This window comes from Streptomyces sp. NPDC047706 (assembly GCF_043204795.1).
Lineage (GTDB): Bacteria > Actinomycetota > Actinomycetes > Streptomycetales > Streptomycetaceae > Streptomyces.
The window spans coordinates 47,379-73,241 of the sequence record NZ_JBIDCW010000028.1 but is presented as its reverse complement, the minus strand read 5'-3'; the positions used below and the strand labels follow the sequence as shown (position 1 = coordinate 73,241).

The 25,863-nt window shown below is 69.9% G+C and carries 27 protein-coding genes and 2 pseudogenes; 11 read left to right on the top strand and 18 right to left on the bottom strand.

From position 1 onward, the window contains the following. From ACGF8A_RS28310 to ACGF8A_RS28285, 6 genes are all read left to right on the top strand, one after another. Complete coding sequence (locus tag ACGF8A_RS28310) at positions 1 to 939, top strand: TniQ family protein (protein WP_393112990.1); 939 nt, start codon at positions 1 to 3, stop codon at positions 937 to 939. Positions 940 to 1,174: 235 nt separating this feature from the next. Beyond that, on the top strand, positions 1,175 to 1,768 hold the full coding sequence (locus ACGF8A_RS28305; protein ID WP_393112989.1) for a DinB family protein: 594 nt from the start codon (positions 1,175 to 1,177) through the stop codon (positions 1,766 to 1,768). Positions 1,769 to 2,212: 444 nt separating this feature from the next. Further along, complete coding sequence (locus tag ACGF8A_RS28300; protein WP_393112987.1) at positions 2,213 to 2,848, top strand: TnsA-like heteromeric transposase endonuclease subunit; 636 nt, start codon at positions 2,213 to 2,215, stop codon at positions 2,846 to 2,848. Next, the gene (locus ACGF8A_RS28295) at positions 2,848 to 5,115 is read left to right on the top strand and encodes a transposase (protein WP_393112985.1); all 2,268 of its coding nucleotides are present in this window, start codon (positions 2,848 to 2,850) and stop codon (positions 5,113 to 5,115) included. Before ACGF8A_RS28300 ends, ACGF8A_RS28295 begins: the two co-directional genes overlap by 1 nt. Then, on the top strand, positions 5,087 to 6,352 hold the full coding sequence (locus ACGF8A_RS28290) for an AAA family ATPase (RefSeq protein ID WP_393112983.1): 1,266 nt from the start codon (positions 5,087 to 5,089) through the stop codon (positions 6,350 to 6,352). The genes ACGF8A_RS28295 and ACGF8A_RS28290 overlap by 29 nt, the downstream gene beginning before the upstream one ends. Further along, positions 6,345 to 7,652 carry a TniQ family protein gene (locus ACGF8A_RS28285; RefSeq protein WP_393112981.1) on the top strand — a complete coding sequence of 436 codons (1,308 nt, stop codon included), beginning with the start codon at positions 6,345 to 6,347 and terminating at the stop codon, positions 7,650 to 7,652. Before ACGF8A_RS28290 ends, ACGF8A_RS28285 begins: the two co-directional genes overlap by 8 nt. Positions 7,653 to 7,758: 106 nt before the next feature. On the opposite strand, the gene ACGF8A_RS28280 is transcribed toward ACGF8A_RS28285, so the two are convergent. Next, positions 7,759 to 8,499, bottom strand: coding sequence for a VOC family protein (locus ACGF8A_RS28280; protein WP_393112979.1), 741 nt, complete (start codon positions 8,497 to 8,499; stop codon positions 7,759 to 7,761). Positions 8,500 to 8,662: 163 nt separating this feature from the next. Beyond that, complete coding sequence (locus ACGF8A_RS28275) at positions 8,663 to 9,241, bottom strand: DinB family protein (protein ID WP_393113058.1); 579 nt, start codon at positions 9,239 to 9,241, stop codon at positions 8,663 to 8,665. A gap of 101 nt (positions 9,242 to 9,342) precedes the next feature. Between ACGF8A_RS28275 and ACGF8A_RS28270 the strand changes: the two are divergent. Then, positions 9,343 to 9,599 (top strand): annotated as a pseudogene (locus ACGF8A_RS28270) (helix-turn-helix transcriptional regulator); the annotation flags it as partial. A 17-nt stretch (positions 9,600 to 9,616) separates the two neighbouring features. Here ACGF8A_RS28270 and ACGF8A_RS28265 read toward each other — a convergent pair. Further along, positions 9,617 to 10,087 carry an HAD domain-containing protein gene (locus tag ACGF8A_RS28265; protein WP_393112977.1) on the bottom strand — a complete coding sequence of 157 codons (471 nt, stop codon included), beginning with the start codon at positions 10,085 to 10,087 and terminating at the stop codon, positions 9,617 to 9,619. Between the two features lie 256 nt (positions 10,088 to 10,343). Between ACGF8A_RS28265 and ACGF8A_RS28260 the strand changes: the two genes are divergently transcribed. Beyond that, a complete protein-coding gene (locus ACGF8A_RS28260) occupies positions 10,344 to 11,192 on the top strand; it encodes a nitroreductase/quinone reductase family protein (RefSeq protein ID WP_393112975.1) in 849 nt (282 codons plus the stop codon). Positions 11,193 to 11,348: 156 nt separating this feature from the next. Here the strand turns inward: ACGF8A_RS28260 and ACGF8A_RS28255 are convergent, their stop codons facing one another. From ACGF8A_RS28255 to ACGF8A_RS28245, 3 genes are all read right to left on the bottom strand, one after another. After that, positions 11,349 to 13,637: a phosphotransferase family protein gene (locus tag ACGF8A_RS28255; RefSeq protein ID WP_393112973.1), complete on the bottom strand. Its 2,289-nt coding sequence runs from the start codon at positions 13,635 to 13,637 to the stop codon at positions 11,349 to 11,351. Positions 13,638 to 13,911: 274 nt separating this feature from the next. Further along, positions 13,912 to 14,634 carry an HAD family hydrolase gene (locus ACGF8A_RS28250; protein ID WP_393112971.1) on the bottom strand — a complete coding sequence of 241 codons (723 nt, stop codon included), beginning with the start codon at positions 14,632 to 14,634 and terminating at the stop codon, positions 13,912 to 13,914. A 26-nt stretch (positions 14,635 to 14,660) separates the two neighbouring features. After that, positions 14,661 to 15,542, bottom strand: a complete 882-nt coding sequence (locus tag ACGF8A_RS28245; RefSeq protein WP_393112969.1) for a GntR family transcriptional regulator — start codon at positions 15,540 to 15,542, stop codon at positions 14,661 to 14,663. Positions 15,543 to 15,702: 160 nt separating this feature from the next. Between ACGF8A_RS28245 and ACGF8A_RS28240 the strand changes: the two genes are divergently transcribed. After that, a complete protein-coding gene (locus tag ACGF8A_RS28240; protein WP_393112967.1) occupies positions 15,703 to 15,891 on the top strand; it encodes a hypothetical protein in 189 nt (62 codons plus the stop codon). Between the two features lie 22 nt (positions 15,892 to 15,913). Here ACGF8A_RS28240 and ACGF8A_RS28235 read toward each other — a convergent pair whose 3' ends face one another. From ACGF8A_RS28235 to ACGF8A_RS28225, 3 genes are all read right to left on the bottom strand, one after another. Further along, positions 15,914 to 16,828, bottom strand: a complete 915-nt coding sequence (locus ACGF8A_RS28235; protein WP_393112965.1) for a winged helix-turn-helix domain-containing protein — start codon at positions 16,826 to 16,828, stop codon at positions 15,914 to 15,916. A 404-nt stretch (positions 16,829 to 17,232) separates the two neighbouring features. Next, a complete protein-coding gene (locus tag ACGF8A_RS28230) occupies positions 17,233 to 18,483 on the bottom strand; it encodes a GNAT family N-acetyltransferase (RefSeq protein ID WP_393112963.1) in 1,251 nt (416 codons plus the stop codon). A gap of 230 nt (positions 18,484 to 18,713) precedes the next feature. Beyond that, the gene (locus ACGF8A_RS28225; RefSeq protein ID WP_393112961.1) at positions 18,714 to 19,337 is read right to left on the bottom strand and encodes an aerial mycelium formation protein; all 624 of its coding nucleotides are present in this window, start codon (positions 19,335 to 19,337) and stop codon (positions 18,714 to 18,716) included. 169 nt (positions 19,338 to 19,506) lie between these two features. Here ACGF8A_RS28225 and dtd point away from each other — a divergent pair, with 169 nt between their 5' ends. Next, positions 19,507 to 19,932: a D-aminoacyl-tRNA deacylase gene (gene dtd / locus ACGF8A_RS28220; RefSeq protein WP_393112959.1), complete on the top strand. Its 426-nt coding sequence runs from the start codon at positions 19,507 to 19,509 to the stop codon at positions 19,930 to 19,932. Between the two features lie 3 nt (positions 19,933 to 19,935). Here dtd and ACGF8A_RS28215 read toward each other — a convergent pair whose 3' ends face one another. The 5 genes and pseudogenes from ACGF8A_RS28215 to ACGF8A_RS28195 form a co-directional block, all read right to left on the bottom strand. Continuing rightward, positions 19,936 to 20,901 carry a YgfZ/GcvT domain-containing protein gene (locus ACGF8A_RS28215; RefSeq protein ID WP_393112957.1) on the bottom strand — a complete coding sequence of 322 codons (966 nt, stop codon included), beginning with the start codon at positions 20,899 to 20,901 and terminating at the stop codon, positions 19,936 to 19,938. 9 nt (positions 20,902 to 20,910) lie between these two features. Further along, a complete protein-coding gene (locus tag ACGF8A_RS28210) occupies positions 20,911 to 21,381 on the bottom strand; it encodes a Fur family transcriptional regulator (protein ID WP_393112955.1) in 471 nt (156 codons plus the stop codon). A gap of 16 nt (positions 21,382 to 21,397) precedes the next feature. Continuing rightward, positions 21,398 to 21,973 (bottom strand): FABP family protein, encoded by a 576-nt coding sequence (locus tag ACGF8A_RS28205; protein ID WP_393112953.1) that lies wholly within the window; start codon positions 21,971 to 21,973, stop codon positions 21,398 to 21,400. A gap of 226 nt (positions 21,974 to 22,199) precedes the next feature. Then, the gene (locus ACGF8A_RS28200) at positions 22,200 to 23,057 is read right to left on the bottom strand and encodes a hypothetical protein (RefSeq protein ID WP_393112951.1); all 858 of its coding nucleotides are present in this window, start codon (positions 23,055 to 23,057) and stop codon (positions 22,200 to 22,202) included. Between the two features lie 11 nt (positions 23,058 to 23,068). Continuing rightward, positions 23,069 to 23,371, bottom strand: a pseudogene (locus ACGF8A_RS28195) (hypothetical protein); the annotation flags it as partial. Between the two features lie 150 nt (positions 23,372 to 23,521). Here ACGF8A_RS28195 and ACGF8A_RS28190 point away from each other — a divergent pair. After that, positions 23,522 to 23,884, top strand: a complete 363-nt coding sequence (locus ACGF8A_RS28190) for a DsrE family protein (protein ID WP_365444633.1) — start codon at positions 23,522 to 23,524, stop codon at positions 23,882 to 23,884. 13 nt (positions 23,885 to 23,897) lie between these two features. Here ACGF8A_RS28190 and ACGF8A_RS28185 read toward each other — a convergent pair whose 3' ends face one another. The 4 genes from ACGF8A_RS28185 to ACGF8A_RS28170 form a co-directional block, all read right to left on the bottom strand. Further along, on the bottom strand, positions 23,898 to 24,281 hold the full coding sequence (locus ACGF8A_RS28185) for a VOC family protein (RefSeq protein WP_393112949.1): 384 nt from the start codon (positions 24,279 to 24,281) through the stop codon (positions 23,898 to 23,900). Between the two features lie 10 nt (positions 24,282 to 24,291). Further along, the gene (locus ACGF8A_RS28180; RefSeq protein WP_393112947.1) at positions 24,292 to 24,552 is read right to left on the bottom strand and encodes a DUF3099 domain-containing protein; all 261 of its coding nucleotides are present in this window, start codon (positions 24,550 to 24,552) and stop codon (positions 24,292 to 24,294) included. A gap of 99 nt (positions 24,553 to 24,651) precedes the next feature. Further along, positions 24,652 to 24,942 carry a DUF1416 domain-containing protein gene (locus tag ACGF8A_RS28175; RefSeq protein WP_365444639.1) on the bottom strand — a complete coding sequence of 97 codons (291 nt, stop codon included), beginning with the start codon at positions 24,940 to 24,942 and terminating at the stop codon, positions 24,652 to 24,654. Between the two features lie 34 nt (positions 24,943 to 24,976). Next, positions 24,977 to 25,816, bottom strand: coding sequence for a sulfurtransferase (locus ACGF8A_RS28170; protein ID WP_393112945.1), 840 nt, complete (start codon positions 25,814 to 25,816; stop codon positions 24,977 to 24,979). Positions 25,817 to 25,863: the final 47 nt, after the last annotated feature.

Genomic DNA, 25,863 nt, shown 5'->3' with positions numbered 1-25,863 from the left:
GTGGATGTCTGGGAGGCTCCGGTCCGGCTCCTTCCCGTCCCGTTCCCTCCGGTCCACGGGGAGGTCCTGGGCTGGTATCTCAACCGTCTGGCCAGAGCTAACTGCACGACCGCAGGCCGGATCGCCCGGTCGCTGGCCCCCACCAGCGGGCACATGCTGGTCAGCACCCGCACCGATGCCCTGCGCAACTGGGGGCCCTCCGTGCTGCCGCGGCTCGCCGTCATGACGGGCACCTCGGTCGAGACCCTGAAGCGGTCACTGCCCGGCCTCGCCCGGCTCGCCGCACGAGATGAGGGAGAGATCATCCGCCTCCGGCGTGATCTCTATGTCGTCTGTCCGCACTGCATGCGCCGCAAGGGCATCACCAGACCGATCCTGGCGCATCTCCCCGTCGGGCGTCAGCTCTGCACCAAACACGGCATCTGGCTCAACGGCAATACCCACTACCGCCTCGAACGGCTACCTGAGGTGATCGTCGCGCAACACCGTCACCAACGACTGGCCAGACGCTTCCCCCGCACCATCGAGGAGGCCACCGCCGAGACCCGGAAGATCGTTCACAGCTGGCTCATGATTGACAATCAGCGTCAGCTGCAACTGCGGTGGCAGGGGAGGATCCGGACACTGCCCCAGCAGCAAACCCGGTACTCCAACCTCATCCGACGCAAGCGTGACGCCCGCGAACTCATCGTTACCTACCCCGAGTTCGTGACATTGCTCGGCATGCTCGCCAACCCGCGATGGCGCCGGCTCCGCATGCCCGACAGCAAACTCGTCTCGCCTGAAGAACACCGGAACACAATGGCTGAACTGTTTGCCGAGGCCGAGCACCGGCTGGCCCTCACCACCCTCCGCAAGATGCCCGGCACGAAGAAGATCCACCACGACCCCCTCTTCCGCTGGGCAGACCCCAAGGGACGCGCCTGGCCCCAGCCCTGAAATCTGGGGACGGCCCACATCGACTGTCCCGCCAGATCTGAGCAGCCCCAGCTCAGCACGCCAGCACCTGATCAGATCCAACAGGACATCGCTACAACGCGACTTGGGCAGAACCGCGCAACCATCCCCAGCGGGACATCCGAGGCTCACCCAGTCCCAGCCGAAGTGAAACCCACCAGATCAGAGCCGCAACGGCAGATCACTTCCAACGGGAACGGACAGGCAGACTGGCGCCATGACCGCAACGGACACGAAAGCCGATCTCCACTTCTATCTGCAGTCCGCCCGCGACGCCCTGCTGTGGAAGCTGGAGGGGCTCCCGGAGTACGACATCCGCCGCCCCCTCACGCCGACGGGTACCAACCTTCTGGGCCTCGTGAAACACGCGGCGAGCGTGGAGTTGGGCTATCTCGGCGACACCTTCGGGCGGCCCTCCGGTGAGCCGCTGCCCTGGCTCGACGAGGGTGCGGAGGTCAACGCGGACATGTGGGCCACCGCCGGCGAGTCCCGCGAGTTCGTCGTGGGGCTCTACCGCCGGGCGTGGGCGCACGCGGACGCGACGATCGACGCCCTGGCGCCGGACACCCTGGGCAAGGTGCCGTGGTGGCCCGACGGCAAGGACGAGGTGACGTTGCATCACGCAGTCGTCCGCGTGATCGCCGACACGCAGCGGCACGCCGGGCACGCCGACATCCTCCGGGAGCTGATCGACGGAGCCGTGGGGATGCGGGAGGACAACACCAGCATCCCCACGGGCGATTCGGCGTGGTGGGAGGACTACCGGGGCCGGCTGGAGCGGGCGGCCCGGGAAGCGGGCGGGGGCATGTGACGGCCGGAAGGGCACGCAGGCGAGAGTTGCGCACCCGGCTGTGACTTCCAGCGTTAGCTGTCACCTGGACGGTCTCCGATCTGGGGCGTTCTCTCGTGATTCCAGCTCTTTCTGTCACCAGATTCACGCGGTAGTTGTCACTTGCGGGCGTTTCTAGGCCGAGTTGTCACCAGGTTCGGAGACTGCCCCGCTTGGCGTTCTCGGCGGTGGTCATGTGGTGGTGTGGACGGAGCGCATTCCCTGGTACAGCCACCGTCCCCGGCTGCGGCTTGGGGCGGTGGCCTGTGGTCGCACAGCTGCTGGTGGGAGGACCTGCTCGTTCCGGTGCCGGTGGCGCCGGGCAGGGCCGGGCTGGATCTCGGGGCGGAGTGGACCCGCCGCTGGACGGCGACTTGGCGGACAGCGGGCGACGAGGTGTCGTGCACCGTGCGGGACCTGGCTGACATGCGTATCGCGGACGGCACGCCGATGCGCTGGTTCTCCTGGCGCCGGGCCCAACGCCATCGCCCCAGCCTGCAATTCCTCGTCAGTACCGGTCGTCATCACGGGGCCGAGAGTCTGGAGGAGGCCCGCCTGCTCCTGGTCCTCGACTTCGCGGCTGACCTTGTCGACGTGCTGTCGCAGCCCATGCGCCTGCGGTTCGACACGGCGACCGGACGCAGGGGGCACATTCCGGACTTCCTGGCGGTGACCCGGGCTGACGTCTGGCTGATCGACGTACGGCCGCGGGCGCTGATCGCGCCGGAGGATCTCGAGGCGTTCGCTGCGACCGCCGAGGTTGCGTTGGCCTGCGGCTGGCACTACACCGTCGTGGCGGGCTGGAGGAGTCATGTTGCCGCGGCGGTCGATGCCTTCTCCTCTCAGCGTCGGCCCCTGTCTGACCCGCTCGGGATACGGCCGGTGCTCGTGGCGGCAGCTCGCGAGGGCGGCACGTTCGGGGAACTCGCCGACACCACCTCGTATCCGCCGCTGGCTCGTGCTCAGCTTCTGCACCTGCTCTGGCACCGGCGTCTCGGCACGGACCTGGGCCGAGCGTTCGGTGACCGGTCCGTGGTGATCAACCCCGCCGGGGAGGCGTGATGAGGACGGCGGCCGTCCTGGACCTCTCGCCGGGTGCGGCCCTGGTGCTGGACGGCAGGGAATGGACGGTCGAACGCCGTGAGCCCGAACTCGGCAGGGTCCACCTGGTCCGCGACGACGGCATCCGGCAGCCGGCGACCTTCCGCTTCCTGGCTAACCATCCCAACTGCCGCCCCTCGTCCCGGACCGCGGCTCAGGGATCCGGCCGGGGCCGGCAGCCGACGACAGTGCAGGACTTGGAGCCGGGACGACGGGAACTCGCCGCCTTGCGTCTGGCCCACATCTTGGAGGTGGAGACCGGATTCCGCAGCGGCGACCCGCTGCATCCTGGTCCGGGTGAGCCGAAACCGGAGTACGACCCGGCCACCACAACACTCACCTCCCGTCGTCTGGCGAAGGTCGCCGAACTGGCGTCCATGGACCGCCAGCAGGCGAAGCTGCTGGGCCTGGACCGGGTCGGCTACCGCACGCTGATCCGCTGGGACCGCCGACGCCGCGAGGCCGGACTGGTCGGCTGCGCGGACGAGCGTTGGCTGCGCGAGAGCGGGGGCCACCCCAGCATCACCGAGGAGATCCGCGAGGCGATCTTCGCGGTCCGCGCGGAGACTCTCCACCGGTCGAAGGTGACCATGCGGACCCGGACACGCATGATCCACCAGTACGTACGCGAGACCTTCCCCGACCGGGACATCGCTGTCCCCAGCTACCAGACTCTCTGGGTGGTCTGGCGCGAGTGGTTCGGACCGGGTGGGTCCCGCCAGCGCTACGCGCGCTCAGCCGAACTGCCGTCGAAGAACGGGCACGTGCTCGTTCACAGGCCCGGACAGGTGATCGCGCTGGACACCACGGTGCTGCCCGTGATGGTCCGCGAGAGCGTGTTCGGCGACCCGGTGAAATGCCACCTCACCCTCGCGATGGACGTGCACACCCATTCTCTTTGCGCCTTCCGCCTCACGCTGGTCTCCGACCAGTCGGTGGATGTCGCGATGCTGCTGCGGGACGTGCTGCTGCCGCTGCCCATGCGGGCCGACTGGGGCGAGGAACTGGAGTGGCCCTACCCCGGCCTGCCCGCCGCGGTGGTTGCGGAGTTCGCCGGGCACAAGGTCGCGGGACTGCCGTTCTTCGCCCCGGAGACCGTGACCACGGACCACGGTTCCGTTTATCGCAACCACCATCTGGTCGACGTCCAGCGGGCACTCGGCTGCAACATCCTTCCCAGCCGCGTGCTGCGGCCCACGGATAAATCCGCCTGCGAACGGGCGTTCGGGGCGATCCGGGCACTGCTGTTCGAGCAGCTGCCCGGTTACACCGGCGTCGACCCCGCCGACCGCGGAGCCGACCCGGAAGGCGATGCGGTGCTGACCATCGACGAGATGGAGCACGTGATCGCCACCTGGATCGTTGCCTGTTGGCAACGGCGCAGGCTCGGTGAGCACGCGCCCAGTTGGGACCCCGGTGGCGATCACAGCCCCAACTCGCTGTTTGCCGCCTCGTTCGCCCAGGCCGGCTTCGCGATGGAGATCCCCTCGGCGGAGCTGTTCTACGAACTGCTGCCCGCTCACTACGTCCGGAAGATCGATCCCCGGCGCGGGGTGAAGATCCGCGGACTTTGGTACGACGCGCCGGTCCTGGACCCCTATCGGGGCCAGCGCTCGACTCGCGGTGGACAGCACAAGGGCGAGTGGGTGATCCGCCGGGACCCCAGAGACCGCCGCAGCGTGTTCTTCCAGGACCCGCTCACCCACGACTGGCATCCGCTGCCCTGGACCGGACTGCCGCCCGACGGACAGGCGCCCGCCTTCGGCGATGCACGCGTACGCGAACTGCTCAAGAAGGCCGAAGCCTGCGGGCTCAGGCCCCGCACAGACGACGAACTCCTCCCGGTTCTCCTGGAGTTGCTGGGCTCCCGAACCCCGGTGAGCCAGTGGAAGACCCAGATGGCGAAGTCCGCGCGGACTGAGCATGCCCGCGAGGTCGTCCAGGCCGCGGCCTCCCAGGCTGACCGGCCGCCGGAGAAACCAACACCTCAGTCCGTCGCGGTGGCTGCTGCTGGGGACGCTGTCGTCACTTCCTTGCGCTGGCCGGACAGGAAGCGTCAGGCCGCGCAGAGCATCGACAGTCACAGGCGGCACCGACGCGAGCAGGCTGTCCGGGGCCGGCCAGAGTCGCCGCCTCCCCTGGGCGAGGCATACCGGCAGCGCGATCTGTTTCTCCTGCCTGAGGAGGACGAGGAAGAGGATGGCCATGGCGGACCGGACACCGGATGAGAGCGGGATCGTCCCCTTCCTGAGGGCTGGGCCGCCGCCGGATCGGACCAGGGTCGAGGGCTGGCAGCAATGGCGGGAACGGCGGAACACGTTCATCCCGGCACCGCGGCTCTCCGCGGAGGAGTACGCGGCGATGAGCCCGAGACGAAAGGCGCTGCACGACCTGCACCGGACGGCGACGCACGTGAACATGGGGCTGCTGGAGACCCCGATGAACGCGAAGGTCACCAAGCTGATGCGCGGGCGGCTGCGGAACAACGCGCTGAACTTCGAGCCCGGAACCCGTGACGGACTGATGATCAGCGGTGGTGGCTACCTCGGAAAGACAGAAACGGCCTGCGATGCCGCGGCCACCTTCGAGATGTTGTGGCGGGACCTGCACCGGCAGCTGCTGCCCGGCCCTGTGCCTGGCACGCGGGATCTGTTCGTGCCCGTCGCCTACTGCCGCACCCCGGTGCGGGCAACCCCGAAGGGGTTGTGCGCGGCCATTTTGGACTTCTACGGGGCGCCGCTGCCGAAGACGCTGAACGGCATGGTCCGGACCGTGCGGGCCTCGTTGCGGGATCATCAGACGACGGCCTTGCTGCTGGACGACATCACCAGGCTCCGGCTTCATCGCGAGGACGACCAGGACACGCTCGACCTTGTCCGGGAACTGATGGATCTCAACGTCACGCTGGTGCTGATCGGTGTCGACATCCCCCGGTCCGGACTGCTGCGGAGCGGCTACCCCGATCCCCGCACCGGGCAGTGGGTCTTCTCGCCGGTCAAGGCCGGCAAGAGCTTCAACCCGTCGGCCGCTGAGCAGACCGAGCGGCGGTTCAATCTGGTCGATCTCGACCCGTTTGACTATGACACCGCTGAGGGCATGACCGCGTTCATCCAGCATCTGGCGGGGATCGAGGACCGTTTGCGGCTGCTGCGGGCCCGGCCGGGGATGCTCACTGAGGGCGAGATGCCCGAATACCTCTTCCGCCGCACTCGCGGAATCGTCGGGCTTCTCAAACGGCTGATCGAGGACGGGTGCACCGAGGCGATGGAGTCGGGGGCAGAGGAACTGACCCCGGAGTTGCTGTCGACGATCGAGATCAAGCTGGGAAACCACGACGACCGCGACCCAACGGCCGGCGAGATTCCCGAAGTTCCCCACGATGTCCCCGTCCCTGCTCGGAAGGCACGCAAGAAAGGCCGCAACAGCGTCTTCGACGACCGCGGCGGGAGCGTGGCCGGTGGTTGAGCCGTCCGGGCTGTCCGACCTGCGGCCGTTGCCGCGGAGCCTGGACCCGCTGGAGGACGAATCGTTGCCCGGCTACCTCCTGCGGCTGTCCCACCGACTGAACATCGGACCCGGACCGCTCGTCCTCCGCGCTGGCCTCCCCAACAGCCGGAGGGACAGGACAACCCTCATCCGTATCCCTGTCTCCTTCGCGGTCAGCCTGGATGAACCGGACATCACCGCCCTCTGTCACTCCACCCGCTTGTCACGCCGGGAGGTGGACGGCCTGTTGCTCGCCTCACTCGGCAGCCGCTACGGGGCTCTGAACCCCGCCTACCGAGGTCGGCAGCCTCACCGACGCCGGGACAGCTTCAGCACCAAACGTCTGCAATACAACAACCCATGGGTTCTGACCACGCGAACGCAGTACTGCCCGGACTGCCTCGCGGGAGACGGCTCCGAGATCCAGCGGAGTCTGGGTGGTGCCTGGCGCAGGCTCTGGAGGCTACCGCCGGTCTTCTGCTGCCCGAGCCACGAACGGTTCCTCCGGCGCTACTGCCACCATTGCGGAGAGCTGGTCCAGAACCGTCACAGCAACGATCTCATCGCACGTCCCCGGGACAGCGAGCTGCATCCTCTCCAGTGCAGGGGGACCCCGCGACAGGGTGAGCTTCGGGCAGCGAGCCCGGCCTGCGGAGCCGATCTCACCCAGGCCCCGAAGGACACAGAGCCGATACTCGCGGATCCCGGATCGCGACAAACCCTCTTCGCGCTGCAAAGAAGGTTCCTGTCGTTCCTCTCCCCAGACGGCCCCAAAGAGGTCAGCAGCGTCGGATGGATCATTCCCACGGCGCAGTACTTCCAAGACCTCCGCGGCGTCGTCGCTCTGATCTTCATGACTTGGCCGCAAGCCCGGCCCCACGCAGCGACTCCTGAACTGGCACGGGCGATCGACGCTGAGGCCGCACGGCGCCACGGGCTGTTCCATAGTCGCGGCGCGGAGCCGCGGAAGAACCTGCGCTCGACCGCATACACCGACCCTCCGGACGACCCCGTCGTCACGGGCGCCGCCCTCGAAATCGCGGATCGCCTGCTCCGCTCACCCGATGAAAATGCCGCAGCCGAACTCCTCGTCCCCCTCGTCGAGGAGGCCAAACGGATCCACCAGCCGATCAGCTACCCCCTCCGCAGCCCTTGCGGCGCTTCGATTCCGCTCCTGGTCGTCCTCGCCTACCACCCCCGAGGCAGCCGAAGCCGCCGCGACCACATCCAGCGCATCGCGGAAGGACATTCCATCCGCGCGACGAGCAGTTGTGACTGAGCTGAGCGGTGTGGTCGGCGAGCACGCCGAACGCGCCCCGACGCAGCAGCTCTCGGCGCCCCGGATCGACCTGGATACCGACCACCCACGGGGTCAAGGCTCCGTGTTAGGACCGGGCGAGGACGCAGAACTCGTGACCCTCAGGGTCGGTAAGACACGTCCACGGGACGTCGCCCTGGCCGACGTCGAGGTCGGCGGCGCCGAGGGTCCGAAGCCGGGCGACCTCCGCTGCTTTGTCGTCACCAGGGTCCGGCACCAGGTCAAGATGGACGCGGTCCGGCACAGTCTTCACGTCGGGCGAGCGGAGGAACTCAAGATACGGGCCGACCTCCTTGGCCGAGCGCCACACCGCATGGTCGTCCGTCACCTCGTGCAGGGTCCAGTCCATCGCCTCGTCCCAGAACCGGGCCATGGCTCGCGGATCCGCGCAGTCGACCACCACCCGGGCGATCGGCCCGGTGTCCCGGTACATCTCCCGAGGCTCCAACACACAGAACTCGTTGCCCTCCGGGTCAGCGAGGACCGTCCACGGCACGTCACCCTGGCCCACGTGGGCGGGCGTCGCACCGAGAGCTTTGAGACGCGCGACCAACTCCGTCTGATGGGCCGCAGAGGTGGTGGCGAGATCGACGTGTACACGATTCTTTGTCGCCGCCTTGGGTTCCGGGACGGCAATGACGTCGATGCACACGCCGACCGGGTCCAGCCAGTCGAAGCCGACGGGTTTGGCGGCGGTCGCGCCCGATCCCTCGCCGCTAACGCTCCAGCCAAGCGCCTCCGCCCAGAACCGGCCAACAGCCGAGTCATCAAGAGCCTTCATGTTCACCAGGACAGGTCGCAGCGTCATGCCAGCGATCCTATGCACCCGCTCTGCAAGTCAGAGCCGTGACAACAAGCGCTGGAATGTGACAGCTAACGCTGGAAGTCACACCGGCCTGGGAGCCTCGGACCCGCGCCGCGGGGAGCCCTGCCTCTGAGCCCTGCGCCCTTCTCCCTTCCGGCCCACCGCGTCAGGTGGACGTCTGCCCGTCGAGCGCCTCGCGCAGGATGTCCGCGTGCCCGGCGTGCTGGGTGGTCTCGGCGATGAGGTGCAGCACCACCCCGCGCACACTGCGCACCGCTCCCGGCTCGTTCCACGGCGCCTCCGGAAGCGGGCGCGTCGCCGACAGGTCGGGGATCGATGCGAGGGTCTTCTCGCTCGCGGCGGCGACCTCCTCGTAGCGCCGCAGGATCCCGGCCAGCGTCTCGCCGGGCTGCATCGCGAAGTCGTTCTGGTGGTCGATCATCCACTGCGGCACCGCGCGTGCGGTACCGGCGGCGAGGTCCGCCCAGGTGACACCCTCGGGCAGGTCGAAGTTCATCGCGGAGCGCCCCTCGACCGCGAAGCGCATCCACGACTCCTCCATGGACGCGACGTGCTTGATCAGTCCGCCCAGGCACAGCGCGCTCACCGTCGGGCGTTCACCCGCCTGCTCGTCGCTGAGGGTCGCGCGTCGTCCTGAGGGGGCGGCTCGCGCGGTCGCGAGGGCGGCGAGCAGGTCGGTGCGCTCGTCGTGGGGAGCGGAGGCGGGGGTGGTGTCGGCGGCCATGGTGGTCGGGCCCTTCCGGTCGTTCTCGGATTTCGGCACGGATTCACCGTCGCACCGGAAGCGGTCAGGGTGTGGCCGCTACTCCGGGCAGGATGCCGGGCATGCCGAAGACCTCAGCGCGACTGCTGTCACTGCTCTCCCTGCTCCAGGCGCGCCGGGACTGGCCGGGCGCACTGCTGGCCGAGCGGCTGGGCATCAGCCCCCGCACCGTGCGCCGCGACGTCGAACGCCTGCGTGAGCTGGGGTATCCCGTCGTGACCGTCAAGGGCCCCGACGGCGGCTACCGGCTCGCCGCCGGCAGCGACACCTGCCCCCGTTGCTGTTCGACGACGAACAGGCGGTCGCCCTGGCCGTCGCCTCCGGCTGACGGTTCGGTCACTTCCCGCGCACCCACCCCGCCACCACACCGAGGTCCGCATCGGTGAGCCCCACGCGATGGTCCACGCGATGCAGCAGGGCCCGCCCGGGGTGGTGGGCGGTCACCCAGTCCCGGTCGGCCGCGCCGATCTCGTCGTCGAGCCACACGAAGGGCCGGCCCGCCCAGGCCACGAGCGGCCGCGTCTTCCAGTGCAGCGGGCCTGGCCGCTCGGCCTCCTCAGGCCAGTCCACGACCGGCAGCGGGGGCAGGCCGAGCCGGGGCGCCATGGCCTCGTTCGCCTCGTCCAGCCAGGTGGTGGCCCACACCAGTTCGCAGCCCAGCATCCGCAACCGCGGCCCCAGCGCCGGATCGACCCTGCTCAGCAGCGGGTTGCCGGCGCCCTGCCCGGAGGGCGTCTCGTACACCGGATACGGATACGCCGACCCGAACGGGAGCAGCGTGCCGTCGATATCCAGGAAGAGGAGCATCGACTCCAGGCTACAGTTGCCCCCATGACTGCCGGGTTTGCGGCCAAGTGCCGCGAGCGAGTTGGGTGCCCGGCCTCTGAATGAGGCCGCGGCGGGCCAGGAGTCCGCCGATCTCTCTCCGCGCGTACGCGCGCGTTTCCATCACAGATCACAGATCACAGATCGCAGGTCCGAAATGACCGATCACCGATCACCGATCACCGATCACCGATCACCCGTGACGATCAGGAACCGGAGAGAGAAGAGAACTGCGAACATGCCCAACGACACAGTCAACGACTTCAACCACCAGGTCATCGAGGAGTTCCGCGCCAACCGGGGCCGCGTCGGCGGCTACTTCGAGGGCGCCCGCCTCATCCTGCTCACGACCACCGGCGCCCGCACGGGAGCCGAGCACACCACCCCCGTGGCCTACCTTCCCGACGGCGCCGATCGCATCCTGGTCATCGCCTCCGCTGGCGGCGCTCCCTGGCATCCCGCCTGGTACCACAACCTGCTCGCCCATCCCGAAGTCACCGTGGAGAGCGGCGCGTTCACGTACCGGGCGCGGGCCGAGGTACTGAAGGGCGAGGAGCGCGACCAGGTTTTCGCACGGGCCGTCGAGACGGACGCCGGCTGGTCGGAGTACCAGCGGAAGGCGGGCCGGGTGATACCGGTCGTGGCGCTGTACGAGATCGCGGGCGGCCCGCCGAACATCAACGCCGGCTCCATGGGCGAAGCGATCAAGGTCGTCCATGACGCCTTCCGGCGTGAACTCGCCCTCATCCGCGAGGCGATGAGCGCAGTAACGGAAGGCGGCAGCCCTCTCGGCGCCCAGTTGCGCGTCAACTGCCTCACCTTCTGTCACGGGCTGCACAACCACCACACCGGCGAGGACCTCGGCCTGTTCCCCTTCCTCGCCGACCGCCACCCCGAGGCCGCGCCCGCCGTCGCACGTCTCCGCGAGGAGCACGAACGCATCGCCGCCCTGGTGGAGGCTTTGCGCACCGCCCTCGACACGGCGGACCCGGCCACCGCCCGCGCCGAGGTCGAGCGCCTCACCCGGGAGCTGGAGGCGCATCTTACGTACGAGGAGGAGCAGTTGCTCCCCCTGCTCGACGCCTGACGTCCGCACGGCGGGGCGCCTCCGGGAAGGTCACCCTGGAGTCGCCCGCCCTCAGAACGGCAGCCCGCGCGCGTGCACCGCGTCCAAGCGGGGCGATGCGGTGCAGGACGAGGCATCCCTGGCCGGGAAGTAGCACAATGGCGTCGGCTTGGAGATCTAGGCAGCGGCAACGATCTCGGCGGCCGGCACGGCGTCGAACTCCTTCTCCAGGAACAACCCGGTCGCCAGGTCCGACACCACCTGATACATCCGCTGCTTCTTGCGCTCACGCAGGGCCCGGGTCAGGCAGGGGCCGGCCGTCGGGCGGAGCGGCAGACCCAGCGAGCCCATGGCGGCCACCAGGGTCATCGCGTACGAGTCCACCGCCCGCCGTACGTTCGGCGCGTCGAGGCTCGCTCCGGTCACCAGGCGGTCGAGGTCGACGTACGCCGAGCGGATGATCTCGATCCAGCGATAGACCCGCCAGTCCTTGCGCCAGTCACAGGTGTAGGCGTCGGGCAGCCGGCTCTCCCAGCGGCGGAACATGCGGTCCCGGATCTCCGGCCGGGTGGGGGTGAGGTGCATGTGCCGGACGAGGTCGTAGAGGGGGTCGCCGACCAGGGCCATCTCCCAGTCGATGATCGTCAGGGCCGGCCAGTCGTCCCGGCGCACCAGGTTCCACGGGTTGAGGTCGCCGTGCAGCAGGGCGGGCTTGCGCGGACGCACCTCGTAGCGGGCGAGGATCTCGTGGAGGCGTGCCGCGTCCGGGAGGCCGAGCAGCCGCGCGAGGTGCTGGGACTCCTTCGGCAGATCCCGGACGAGCGCGACGAGCTGCCCGCACAGCCAGGCGTGGAAGCCGCCGTCGCCGGCGGTCGGGTCGACCTGCTTGTACTTCACCTCGGTCAGGGCGCACAACTGGTCGACCAGCCCGTCCGCCTCGTGCGGCAGCAGGCCGTGCACCGGGTGGTTCGGCGGACGGTCGATGTCGCGCGATCCGGCGTACGGCCCCACGTAGGTGTGGACGGTGAAAGGTTCACCCTGGTAGCCCCTGCCCAGGGCCAGCGCCCTCGGTGCCGCGACCGCGACCTCCGACTCCTCGATGGCCCTGAGCACGGCGTGCTCGCTGAGGTAACTGGGCTCACGACGGCAGAGGTTCGCCACCTTGCGGCGTACGACCACGGGGAAGTCCACCCCGTCCACCCGGACCACCGAGTTGAGATGGGCGGCGCCTTTGAACACCCGGCCGGCGGGGGCGGCGCCCTCCTCCCGCAAGGCGTCCGTCACCGCCCTGCGGGGGAAGTCGGCGCGTTCCGGCACCCGCTCGTCCGGCGTCCAGCCGAAGGCCCGCGCCAGTGGTTCGCGGACACCGGTGAGCGCCGCGAGCCGGGATGCCCGCCAGCGGAAGAGGATCCGCTCGATCTCCCGGGGTTGGGGCACGTCGCTGAGCCCGAGCGGTTCCTCGGCCGTGCGCAGGGCCAGCCGTACAGCCGCGGTCGCGTCCCGCAGGCTCTGCTCGTCGCAGGAGTCCTCCAGCGAACGAGCGGCGCGCACGACGTCCGGATAGACGGACTGGGCACGTTCGAAGGCGAGGTAGTGCCGAAGGTCCTTGTGCAGCCCGTGCACGGCGGCCGGGCGGATCCGCCCCATCGCCTCGGCCCACGCCTCGATCACTTCCGGCACCTGGAAGGCGGGATAGCGCATACGTACGAGGTGGATGGCGAGGTCGTGCAACGGGTCGCCGTAGGTGGCGAGTTCCCAGTCGGCGCAGAGCAGGGGCGGTTCGCCGGACGCCGGCACGATCAGGTTGTCACGGTGCAGATCCGTGTGGAGCAGGCTGTACGGCCGCCGCGTCATGGCCGGTACGCGCTCGCCGAGCCGCACCATGGCGTCCTCCGGGACACCCAGCGCCTTGAACAGACCACCGAACACGGACCAGTTGGGCTTCCTGATCTGCTCGTCCGCGAGGCGGGTCAGGGTGCGCAGAAAGCCCCGGCTGTCCGTGTCGTTGGCGGGCCAGCGTGCCGGGAGGGGCGGCAGCGCTTTCCGGCGCACCTGGGCCATCGTGGCGAGCAGCCGGGCAGCCGCTTTCAGCGGCATGCGGTCCAGGGGCTTACCGTTTCCGCAGACCTCGGAGAGCGGTACGCCGTCGACATGGCTGTGGATGGCGAAACCGTCCCCCTTGAGGAGGCACTGCGGCACGTCGGGCAGGGCGCCGCCGACCGCGTCGAGGATCCGGGCCTCGTCCTGCCAGGTCCGGATCACCAGCGGTAACGCGTCGTCGCGCCGGATCCGTACGATCACGGGCGTGCCCGGCGGCCTGCCCAGCAGCCGTGCCAGGTCCGTGGTAAGGAGCCGCACATGGTTGCGGTTGTGATGGCCCCTGCCGGTCCTCCCGCCCTCCACCGCGCCCGCCACGAAGGCCCCGACGGCCGGGGGCAGGTCACCGTCGGCGCGCGCCCCGCGCATTCGCCGAGGAACAGGGCGTGGGCGCACTGGCCGCTCCGGGGTCTTCGCGCGAGGGGTGGACGGGTCGGGCAGAGTGGTGTACGGGCAAAGATGTGTACGGGCAAACGGTAGGGCCCACTCACCTTCCGCACGAGCGGAGTCGGCGCGGACGTCGGCTCGACGAGTGGTGCGCCACTCATGTGGGTGATGCCGTTCGAGCGCGGCCGGTTCGCCGACTCACCCGTACGGTTGTGAGCGCTTGCTCATGCGGTGGTCGCATGCTAGCGCACGCCTCTCACCGTCCGGTCGACTCCACCACTCGCAGCACCGGCTCCAGCGACCCGACGACGACCGTGGCCCCGGCGTCCCGCAGAACGGCGGCCTTACGCGCGTTACGCGCGTAGCCCAGGAAACCGGTGCCGGCCCGCGAGGCCGCGTGCAGGTCGGACGGTGTGTCGCCGATCATCAGTGCCTCCCCGGGGGCGGCCCCGACGGCCGTGAGTGCCTGATTCAGGCAGTGCGGGTGCGGCTTGAGCCGAGCGAGGTCCCGGGTGCGGCCGTAGATGTGCGGTGCGAAGCAGGGGAGCAGACCTCGGCCCTGCAGATAGCTGCGGGCCGTGCGCGCCGAGTTGTTGGTGGTGACGGCGAGCCGGGAGCCCACGGCCTGCCACGTGCGTATCAGCCGGTCGGCGTACGCGGTCGGCCACGCGGAGGACGCCGCTCGCAGTTCCTCCTTGGTGAGGCGTTCCTCCAGCTCCGCGATCAGGTCGCTGCCAGGATGCCTGCTGTCCACGGCACGCAGGATGTCGTGCGGGTCGCGGGCCTGTCTCTCCTGCTCCGGCAGCAGGCCGCCCAGTCCCCGTTGGTCGAGCCACTTCACCAGGTCACGCGCCACGTCCTCCGCCGAATGCCCGGCGAACAGGCGGCAGATGGGGCCGTCGAAGTCCCACAGGACGACGCGGGCGCGGGCGATCAGCCGGCGCAGGGCCTCGGTCTCGTCGTCGGTCTCCGCAGTCACATGATCAGCCTGCGTCGCATCAGAAGTCACTCAAAGAGTGTCAGGTCCGTCGTGATGGTTTCCCAGAGGGCGTTGAACCACATCTGCGATTGCTCCACGAACGCCGCGTCCCGGCGGCCGGCGTCCTGCTCGAAGGAGAAGAGGAGGGACTCGCTGCCGAGGACGTCGTACATGTCCAGGGGTCCGGTGCCGTCGTCCTCGGCGCGGCGGGTGACCATGTAGTACGCGATCAGGGCCTCCTCGCCGTTGAGCAAATAGAGCTTCACCGGCGGTGTGAACGGCAGCGCGCGGAAGGTGACGTGGACGTCGATGCCGTGCGAGGCGCGCAGGGAGCGGAGGTTGTGCTGGAGGACCTGGCCCTGGGCGTTGCGCTGGGACAGCCAGCGCCTGTGGACGGGGTCCTCGTCGCCGCCGCCCTCGACGGAGATGGGGAAGGCCAGGTTGATGTCCCGGGAAGGCAGCAGGATGCGCACGTCGATCGACGTGGGGCGGACGCGGCCCTCGTGGATCGCGCGGACCGGTTCGCTCAGCGCCAGCATCAGGGTCTCGGCGGTCAGGCAGGCGGCGTCGATGCGGACGTGCGGGGCGGAGAACGCGGCCTTGAGCCGCGGAGCGAGGCCGACCATCGTGGGCTGGGGCTCGCTGCTCGCCACCGCCGGTGCCGCGATGCGCGGCGGGCTGCCCTTGCTGACGTTGCTGAGCAGTCCGTCTTCCTGGAGTGCGCGCAGGGCCTGGCGGACGGTGCCGCGCTCCACACCGAACTCCTCGGCGAGTTCGGCCTGCGTGGGCAGGCGGTCGCCCGCCTTGAGGGCGCCGCCGCGGATGCGCTCCCGCAGCGTGTCGGCGATGTTCTGCGGCGAGAGCCTTCTGCTGCCGTTCACTGCCACGTTCTCCTGAGTCACGACCAAACGCTACAACTCAAAACCATCTGATGGCAGTTGCCTGCGAGTTGTTTATGGATATCTGCCAAGTGGGGACAACTCAAGCAGAGTTGGTTGCCAACTTCGCGCTACCTCAACCGAGTTGACGGAAGCTTTGCCTCCCCGGCGGCCAGAAGGGGGAACCACCGTGCCGGCCCTCGCTCTCCTCTCCGCAGTCTTCGTCGTCGGCTTCGAACAGGTCGTCGCCTGGCAGTACGGCGCCACCGGCGTCGTCGGCCTGCTCCTGCTCACCATAGGAATCAAGGCGAAGAGCCCGACCGTCAGCTCCATCGGGGCGGTCGTGCTCGCACTCCTCGTGACCGGCCCCGCCATGTGAACGACCCGCACCCCGGGAGGCGTCAGTTCGTGAGCACCAGCTCCGAACTGATCGTCTCCCACAACGCGTTGAACCACAGATGGGACTGCTCCACGAACGCCGCGTCGCGCAGCCCCGCGCCCTGCTCGAAGGCGAACAGCATCGACCGGGTGCCCTCGGCGTCGTACAGCTGGAGCTGTTCATGGTCGATCTCCTCCTCGCGGCGCCCGAGCGTGTAGTAGGCGAACAGCGCCTCCGACTCGTTGAGCAGGTAGAGCTTCACCGGCGGCGTGAACGGCAGGGCACGGAAGGAGACCCGCACGTCGATCCCGTGCGTGGAGCGCAGCGCCAGCAGGTTGTGCTGGAGCACCTGCCCCTGCGCGTTGCGCATCGCCAGCCACCGCTGGTGCAGCCGGTCGGCGTCCGCCGGGTCGAGGTCCACCGGTGCCGGGAAGGCGAGGTCTATGTCCCGGCTGGGCAGCAGGACACGTACGTCGACCCTGGCCGGTCTCAGCTCACCCGCGTGGATCCGGCGCAGCGGCTCGCCGATCGAGAGGGTGAGCGATATCGACGTCAGGCACAGGGCGTCGATCTCGACGTGCGGCGCGGCGAACGCGGCCGCCACCCGGGGCGCGAGGGCCACGGTGGTCGGCTGGGGCGGGGCTTGCGGGCCGGCCGGCGCCCAGCCGGGGTCGGGGGCCACCGTCGCCGGGCTCCCTTTGGACACGTTGGTCAGCAGCCGCTCCTGCTGCAGGATGCGCAGCGCCTGCCGGACCGTCCCCCGGTCCACACCGAACTCCTCCGCCAACTGCGCCTGCGTGGGCATGCGCCGGCCGGGCTGCAGCACCCGGTCCCGGATCCGCGCGCGCAGTTCGTCGGCCACCTCGCGATGTGACTTCTGCGGCTGCTGTGGCCGCTTCCGTCCGTTGACGGGGACGTGTTCGCGCTCCACGGCCAAACACTACAACTTCCCGCCATCTTGCGTCAGTTCAGAAGTAGGTGGTTATGAGACGCTTCCAAGTGGAGATAAGTGAAGTGAAGTTGGTCGCCAACTTCGGCAATATGGTCAAGAGTCCCGAGGGTTGGCCACCAGGGCGGACCGTTCGAAGGGGGACCAGGAACACCATGATCGGCGGCATCCGGAGCAGTGCTCCTGGTGATGCTGCTCGCCCAGACGGGCTGACCGGGCTCCCTTCCGGAGGGGAGCCGGGAGCTCGGTCGGTCCGCCCAGTCACAACCGCACAGTCACAACTGAACAGTCACAACCGCACAGTCACAACTGAACAAGCAGAGGGACAGCCACAACTGAAGAGCACGCTACGGACAGCGAGAACCGTCCACCGTCGCCGGCGGAGGGGAGTACTAGAACAGGTCCGGGCACCAAGGCCGCCTGGACGTGCGCAGCAGGGCGTCGGCCGAACGGGCGGCGCCCGCTCGTTCTTCCCGCACCCGGCCCAGCGCGGCCAGCCGCACCGCTGACTCGTCACCCAGCCACAGCGCCGCCAGATCGGCGACGTCCAGCGTGAGATCGGCGCTCGCACTGCTCGGCACGCAGGAAGCGCCCTGCTCGGACGCCTCCAGCCGGTACCGCCCGCCCGCGAACCCGCCCGCGTCGACGACCTCCAGCACCAGCGCACCCGACCCCTCGTACGTCCGCGCCTGGAGCGCCCGTACGACGTCCAGCACCCGCACCCACAGCCAGTCGGCCTGCTCGGTCAGGCGCGCGGCGCGCGGGTCCGGCAGGAACATCGGCAGCAGGTCGTCCGGGGCCCGCCAGCCCGACTTCACGTGCGTGATCCAGTCGATCGAGCACAGGAAGTGCCACAGGGCGCGCTCGGCGGCCGGCGTCACCGCGATCAGCCAGTTCACGTCGGCCGTGTTCTGCGGCTGCTTGCCGTGCCACTTGTCGTCCGACTCGTAGGAGACGAGCCCCTCGACCTCACCCGCGGCCGAGCGGTACAGGGCGTAGTAGGGCTCCGTCCACGAGCTGTGGAAGCGCGCGGCGCCGGTGTTGATCCGCCACCACAGCTCGCTGCGGCTGACCGCGCCCGGCTGGGTCCGGCGCAGGCGTTCGTGCAGCTCAGGGCCCAGCTTGCGGACGTCCTCGGCGTCCACCAGGTCTATCCGCCCGCCGTCCTGCGGCCCCGACCACCGGCGGTCGAGGCCGGTCCGCGGTACGTCGACGGTCCACTCGGCGGCCGTGGTGGCGGGGCCGAAGCCGTAGCGGCCGTAGATCGGGTACTCCGCGGCGACGAGCGTCGCGACGACGTCCCCGCGCTCCTTGGCCGCCGTCAGGTCCTCGGTCATCATGCGGCTGAGCAGGCCACGGCGGCGGTGCGTCGGGCTGACGGTGACGTTCGAGACGGCGTCGGCCGGCACGAAGGCGCCGCCCACGGCCGTGACCTCCTGCGCGAAGGAGCGGAACGTCGCCACGCACCGGTCCCCGTCGAACGCCCCGAGCAGCCGCCCCGGCACGAACTGGGCACGCCGTGCCTGAAGCTGTTCCTCGGCCAGCGTGGGCCGTTGCAGGAAGCCGACGCTCATGGCGCGATGCCAGTCCGCCAGCTCCTCTTCGGTGATCGGACGTATGGGCAGCTCGTCGCGGCGCGTCATGAGTGCACCGTAGGCATACGAGGGCGCGGGTGTCGCGGAGTTTTCCGGCGGGGAGGCGCGGCGGGGCACCGCCCGGCGCGCCCACCGCAGCCGCACCGGGCCCACCGCAGCGCACCCGGCCCACCGTAGCCGCACCGCGCCCACCGCAGCGCGCCCGGCCCACCGGAGCCCGCACCGGGCGCAAGCCCGCCCTGACGGGACCGGGCGCCCCGCCCGAGCGGGGCCCCGCGTCACATCAGCAGGTCGTCCACCTGCGCCTCCCCCTCCCGGTACCGCCGCGCGATCTCCGCGCTGCACTCGTCGGCCGTCCGCTGCAACCGCTGCCGGCGCCGGGACACCTGCTGCTCGTAGCGCACGAGCCGTCCCATGGCGGTGGTCAGTTCCACGTCGGTGCGGGCGTCCAGCGCGGACAGTTCGACCTCGGCCAGCATCTCCGCCGCCAGCCGCCGGTACTCCTCGTTGTGCGGCGTCCCCAGCGTGACGTGGCGCGCGGAGGAGCGGTGCCGGGCCGGGGCGTCCTTGAGGATCTCCGGCAGCCGCTGGACGACGGACGCCTCGGCGGGGCCGGGGTCCACCAGGGACGCCGGCCCCCGGCGCGCCAGCTCGGCGCGCAGGATGTCGATACGGCCCTGGAGCAGGCGTCGTACGTAACTGAGGTCCGCCTCGTCGCGCTGGGAGTCCCGGCGCAGGGAGCGCAATTCGGCCAGGCTCAGCGTGGTCAGATCGTGCGCGGGCGGATCCGGCGGCAGCTGTGGACTGTCCGTGCGTTGCACGGGTGGCCGGAGTGACTCCCCGGCTCCCGCTCGGGTCAACGAGACAGCCCCGGGCGGCTGCCCGGTACTCGGTGTTCTCATGTGCCTCTACCGTCCCCTCGACCGGCGTGTGGCGCCATCGTGCCACCCCAAGTGGCCCGTATGTGACCGAGTGCCCCCGAACGGCCCCAGATGGGGGGTTAGGGATCAAAAAGAGCGCCGGTACGGACCACCCGCGAAGCCCGGCGACGCGGCCCGGCATGATGGCCGTATGCGTGCAGTGGTGCAGAGGGTGGACGGCGCGAGCGTCGTCGTCGACGGCGAGACCGTGGGGGAGATCACCGGCGAGGGGCTGTGCGTCCTGGTCGGGGTGACGCACGAGGACACCGCGGAGAAGGCGGCCCAGCTCGCCCGCAAGCTGTGGTCGCTGCGGATGCTGCACGACGAGAAGTCGTGCAGCGACACCGGCGCCCCGCTCCTGGTGATCAGCCAGTTCACCCTTTACGGCGACGCCCGCAAGGGCCGCCGTCCCACCTGGAACGCCGCCGCGCCCGGTGACGTGGCCGAGCCGCTGGTCGACGAGGTGGTCGCGCGGCTGCGCGCGCTGGGCGCGACGGTGGGGACGGGCCGGTTCGGCGCCCGGATGCGGGTGGGGCTGACGAACGACGGCCCGTTCACGGTCCTGCTGGAGATCTGAGCCTCAGGGCTCGACGACGACTTCCTGGGCCGCGGCCGTCGAGTCCGCCACCAGGCGGGCGTCCACCGGCACGTTCCGCTTCACCAGCGCCAGCGCCACCGGACCGAGCTCGTGGTGGCGCACGGACGTCGTCACGAAGCCGACCCTGCGGCCGTCGGGGCCCTCGTCGGCGAGCCGGAGCTCGGTGCCGTGCGGCGGCAGGTGCACCTCGCTGCCGTCGAGGTGGAGGAAGACCAGCCGGCGCGGCGGCTTGCCCAGGTTCTGCACCCGGGCGACCGTCTCCTGCCCCCGGTAACAGCCCTTCTGCAGATGCACCGCGGTGCCGATCCAGCCCAGCTCGTGCGGGATGGTGCGGTGGTCGGTCTCGAAGCCGAGCCGGGGCCGGTGCTGCTCGACGCGCAGCGCCTCGTACGCCAGAATCCCGGCCGCGGGTCCCGACTTCGCTGTGAATGCCTCCAGCTCGGCACGCGGCAGGAAGAGATCACGGCCGTGCGCCGTCTCCCTGACGACGGCCTTGTCGGGCACCTCGGCGATGGAACCGGCCGGGAGGTGGACGACGGCGATGTCGGCGGTGCGGTCGGCGACCTCGACCCGGTAGAAGAACTTCATCGACTCCAGGTACGCGATCAGGGCGCCCTGGGTGCCGGGTTCGACGTGCGCCCAGACGGTCGTGCCGTCGTCCACCAGATAGAGCGCGTGCTCGATGTGCCCGTTCGCGGAGAGGACCAGCGCCTCGGTGGCCTCACCCACGGGCAGTTCGCTGACGTGCTGGGTGAGCAGCAGGTGCAGCCAGCTCAGCCGGTCGTCGCCGGTGACGGTGACGACCCCGCGGTGCGAGAGGTCGACGAAACCGGTGCCGTCGGCGAGGGCGCGCTGCTCGCGGAACAGGTCGCCGTAGTGAGCGGCGACTCCTTCGTCCAGCCCTTCGGCGGGGACGGCGCCGGGCAGGGACAGCAGAGGGCTCTTCATACGCTAAGCCTACGACCCGGTACTTGAACCCTTGCCGGTCGCGCTGCCGCCTTCCGGGGCCCCGCTCGCCGCGCAGTCCGCGCACCGGCCGAAGATCGCGAAGTGCTTCATGTCGGTGTCGAAACCGAAGGTCTCGCGCAGCTTGGCGGTGAACTCGGCGGCCACGGAGACGTCCGCCTCGATCACGTCGGTGCAGTCACGGCAGACCAGGTGGAGATGGTGGTGCCGGTCGGCGAGGTGGTACGTGGGCGCGCCGTGCCCCAGGTGGGCATGGCTGACCAGGCCCAGTTCCTCCAGGAGCTCCAGCGTCCGGTAGACGGTGGAGATGTTGACCCCCGACGCCGTCTTCCGCACTTCCGCGAGGATGTCGTCGGGGGTCGCGTGCTCCAGGGTGTCCACGGCTTCGAGCACGAGTTGCCGCTGCGGCGTCAGCCGGTAGCCGCGCTGCCTGAGGTCGCTCTTCCAGTCGGTGCTCACCACACCCACGAGTCTATGGCTACTTGAAGAAAGCGATCCCGTCGTCGGGCAGGTCGCCAGGCAGGGCCTTCGCCCAGCGCTCGACGTCCTCCGGGGTGACGACCTTCTTCAGCTGCGCCGACATGTACGGGCGCAGCTCGACCTCCGGGGTCTGCTTCTCGCCGACCCACATCAGGTCGCTCCTGACGTAGCCGTACAACCGCTTTCCGCCGCTGTACGGGCGGGAGGCCGCGGTGCGCGCGACGGCGTCCGTGACCAGGTCGATCTGCGGCTTCTGGTCGGCCAGCTCGCCGTACCAGATCTCGATGACGCCGTCGTCGCGGGTCATCGTGACCTCGACCTTGCGGGCGGCGTCGATGCGCCAGAAGCCGTGCTCGGACTCCAGCGGCCCGACCTTGTTGCCGTCCTGGTCGAGCACCCAGCTGTGGGAGTGGTACTCCAGGAAGTCCCGGCCGTCGTGCGTGAAGGTGACCTCCTGCCCGAAGTTGCACTTCTGCGCACCGGGGAAGTCGTGCACGCCCGCGCCCGCCCAGTTGCCGAGCAGGAAGGCGAGGGGGACGAGGTCCTTGTGGAGGTCGGACGGGATCTCGATCATGAGCAGCTCAGACGTCTCGTACGGGTAGGGGGAAAATCAGCGCTGGCCCTGGTACAGCTTCTTCACGACCAGACCGGTGAAGGCGAGGACACCGACGCAGACCAGGATCAGCAGGATTTCGAAGAAGAGGATCACGGGATGCTCCTTGGTGAGCGGGGTGCGTGGTACACAAGGCCGGGCCCCAGCTTACGCGGCTGCGACCCGGCCCTCCTTGTGAGGTACGCCCTCAGCCCAGCAGCTGGCTCTGCAGGATCACGGTCTGCTGGAAGGGCACGTCCGGCACCCCGCCCTTGCGGGACTGCACGATCACCGCGTAGACGTCGCCGGCCGCGAGATAGGCCTGGCGGACCTGCTCGGCGCCGTACGGCTTCGGTTCGGCGTAGGCGGTGCGGGCGATCCCGCGGACCGTGGCCGACTCGGGGAACGTCTCGTCGTACTCGGTGTCGGGGGCGCCACGCAGCGGGTACGTGGGCCAGGCGAACGCCAGGGCCTCGGGTGCCATCTCGGTGTCCACGACCTGTGCGGTGTCGAACCGGAGCAGGTAGATCCGGGTCCGGATGCCGTCCGGCGTCGTCCAGCCGCGGGCGGCGATGTGCCGCAGGCCGGTGTCGACGAGTTTCTGCCGCAGCAGTTCCCGGTTCTCCTCGGCGTACTCCGCCAGGTAGTCCTTCGTCGCCAGCCAGCCGTCCGCGCCGCGCAGCGCCGTGGCCTCCCGCGCACCGGCGGGGGCGGGCAGCACGAGGGCGCGCAGGTCGGCGTGGTGGGCGCCGGCCGTGTTGCCGTCGGCGAAGGGGCCCGGGCTGCCGGCGGGCAGCGGCGGCCTGGTCAGCTCGGGGTAGTCCCAGCGGCCGTCAGCCTCCGTGGCGAGGCCGGGAACGTCCGTGCGCGCCAGGGTGGTGATCCCGTACGCCGTGCCGGTGCCGACGGCCGCGAACACGGTCACGGCGGCGGTCCAGCGCGAGACAGCGCGCAGGACGCGGCGGTCCCGGGGCGCGGGGGCCGGAGCCGCGGGGGGAGCCGCCGGCTGCGGCGGTTCGGTGACCCGCTGGTCGAGCGGCGGGGCCTGCGTGGTGCTGTCGGTCATATCGCCTTCCCGGCCTCCTTCGCCCCGGCCGGCTTCTTCAGCAGCAGCTTGCGCAGGTCGCCATCGGTGCGCACCCTGCGGTCCTGCGCGGCCGACAGCGGCTCCGGGGCCGGCCCGGTCGCCTGCGGCAGCACCGGCTGGGACAGCGGCGGCAGCGGTTCGGGCGCGCGGCCGGCCTGTACCTGGTATCCGGCGCAGGTGCCCGCGACGACGCCGAGAACGGCCGCGCCGGTGATCAGAAGGGCGGTACGGCCACGACGGCGGGGCCGGGTCCGAGGCGGCTCCGGCGAGGCCGCCGCGGCCTCAGGGGTCACGTCCGTATCGGCGGTGTCCGGTGTTCCCGGTCTTTCAGAGTCTTCCACTACGTCCCCCACAGGACATGAAGCGCGGATTCCGTTGCCGCGCCCCACAGGAGACCCATGACCGGGGCACCCGGTTGTAGCGATCTTGATTACGATTCAGCCATGGCGAAGAAGCTGGTGATCAAGGTGACGGCGGGAGCCGACGCTCCCGAGCGCTGTTCGCAGGCGTTCACGGTCGCGGCCGTGGCCGTGGCCAGTGGGGTGGATGTATCCGTCTGGCTGACCGGTGAGTCCGCGTGGTTCGCGCTGCCGGGGCGGGCCGCCGAGTTCGAGCTGCCGCACGCCGCACCGCTGCCCGACCTGATCGACTCCGTGCTGGCCGCCGGGCGTCTCACGCTGTGCACGCAGTGCGCCGCCCGCCGGGACATCACGGAGAAGGACGTCATCGAGGGCGTGCGGATCGCGGGGGCGCAGGTCTTTGTGCAGGAGGCGCTCGCGGAGGACACGCAGGCGCTGGTCTACTGACGCACGCCTATCGTCAAGGGGTCTCGGTCCAGAGGCAGAACGGGTGGCCCGCCGGGTCGAACAGGACGCGCACATCGGCCTGGGGCTGGTACCCGGCGATCGTGGCGCCCTCGGCGACCGCCCGCGCCGTCTCCGCCTCCAGATCGTCGACCTCGACATCGAGGTGGAGCATCATCTGCTGGTCACCGGGGTGCCGGGAGGGCCAGACCGGGCGTACGTACCCGGGCTCGGTCTCGAACGCCAGGGCCGTGCCCTCCGTGCCGGGCGGCGGGCCGATCAGCACCCAGTGAGGCTCCTCGCGGCGCACCTCGTAACCCAGCAGGCGCCGGTAGAAGCCGGCCAGTTCATGCGCGTCGTGCGCGTCCAGCACCACGGTGGACAGTCTCGCGGGCGACATGGCCGCCTTCCTACCGCGGCTTCTTCCTGCCGTCCAGTTCGTCCCACCACTCGTCGGACTGCGGATCGCCGGACGGGTCGTCCCACCAGCGGTCGTCCGGGCCACGGCGGTTGGCGACCATCGCGGCGACGGGAGGGATCACCATGGCGACCACGCACATGCCCACGGCCGCCGCCGTCGACCACAGACGCACGACCGCCCAGGCCAGGACGAAGAGCCCGACGCAGATGCCCATCATGGCGAAGTAGACGTGCCGCCGGCGCGCGTACATACCTCCAGCGTAGGTCCGTGTCCGGGATGCGCACGCGAAAGGGCCGCGCCCCAGGTGTCCAACCCACGGGACGCGGCCCCTGCGCTCGGCGCCGGGTCGTCAGACCGCGATCGCGACCTCCGCGAGGCCGCCCTGCTGGGCGACGACCGTACGGTCGGCAGTGGCACCGCCGGGCACGAGGGCGCGGAGCGTCCAGGTGCCCTCGGCCGCGTAGAAGCGGAACTGACCCGTCGCGGAGGTCGGCACCTCTGCCGTGAACTCACCGGTCGAGTCCAGCAGACGGACGTAGCCCGTCACCGGCTCGCCGTCGCGGGTCACCTGACCCTGGATCGTGGTCTCACCGGGCTTGATCGTCGAGGCGTCGGGGCCGCCGGCCTTCGCTCCGCACATGTCGAATCTCCTGAGGGGTCTTGAAGGCCGGGGCTTACTTGTTGGCGCCGAGCTCGATCGGCACGCCGACGAGGGAGCCGTACTCGGTCCAGGAGCCGTCGTAGTTCTTGACGTTCTCCACGCCGAGCAGCTCGTGCAGGACGAACCAGGTCAGCGCGGAGCGCTCACCGATACGGCAGTAGGCGATGGTGTCCTTGGCGAGGTCCACCTGCTCCTCGGCGTAGAGCTCCTTGAGCTCCTCGTCAGACTTGAAGGTGCCGTCGTCGTTGGCGTTCTTCGACCACGGGATGTTGCGGGCGGTCGGGACGTGGCCCGGGCGCTGCGACTGCTCCTGCGGCAGGTGCGCGGGGGCGAGCAGCTTGCCCGAGAACTCGTCGGGCGAGCGGACGTCGACCAGGTTCTGCGCGCCGATGGCGGCGACCACGTCGTCGCGGAAGGCGCGGATCGAGGTGTCCTGCGGCTTGGCCGTGTAGGCGGTGGCCGTGCGCTCCGGCACCTCCTCGACCAGCTCGCGGGCGTCCAGCTCCCACTTCTTGCGGCCACCGTCGAGAAGCTTGACGTTGTCGTGGCCGTAGAGCTTGAAGTACCAGTAGGCGTACGAGGCGAACCAGTTGTTGTTGCCGCCGTAGAGGATCACCAGCGTGTCGTTGGCGATGCCCTTCGCCGACAGGAGCTTCTCGAAGCCCTCCTGGTCGATGAAGTCACGGCGGACCGGGTCCTGGAGGTCCTTGGTCCAGTCGATCCGGATGGCGTTCCTGATGTGGTTCTTCTCGTACGCGGAGGTGTCCTCGTCGACCTCGACAACGGCGATGTTCGGGTCGTCCAGGTGCTCCTGCAGCCAGTCGGCGTCTACCAGGACGTCGCTGCGGCTCATGCTTTCTCCTCCGGGGCAGTTGCGGCGGGGCGTGCGAGTGCGAAGGG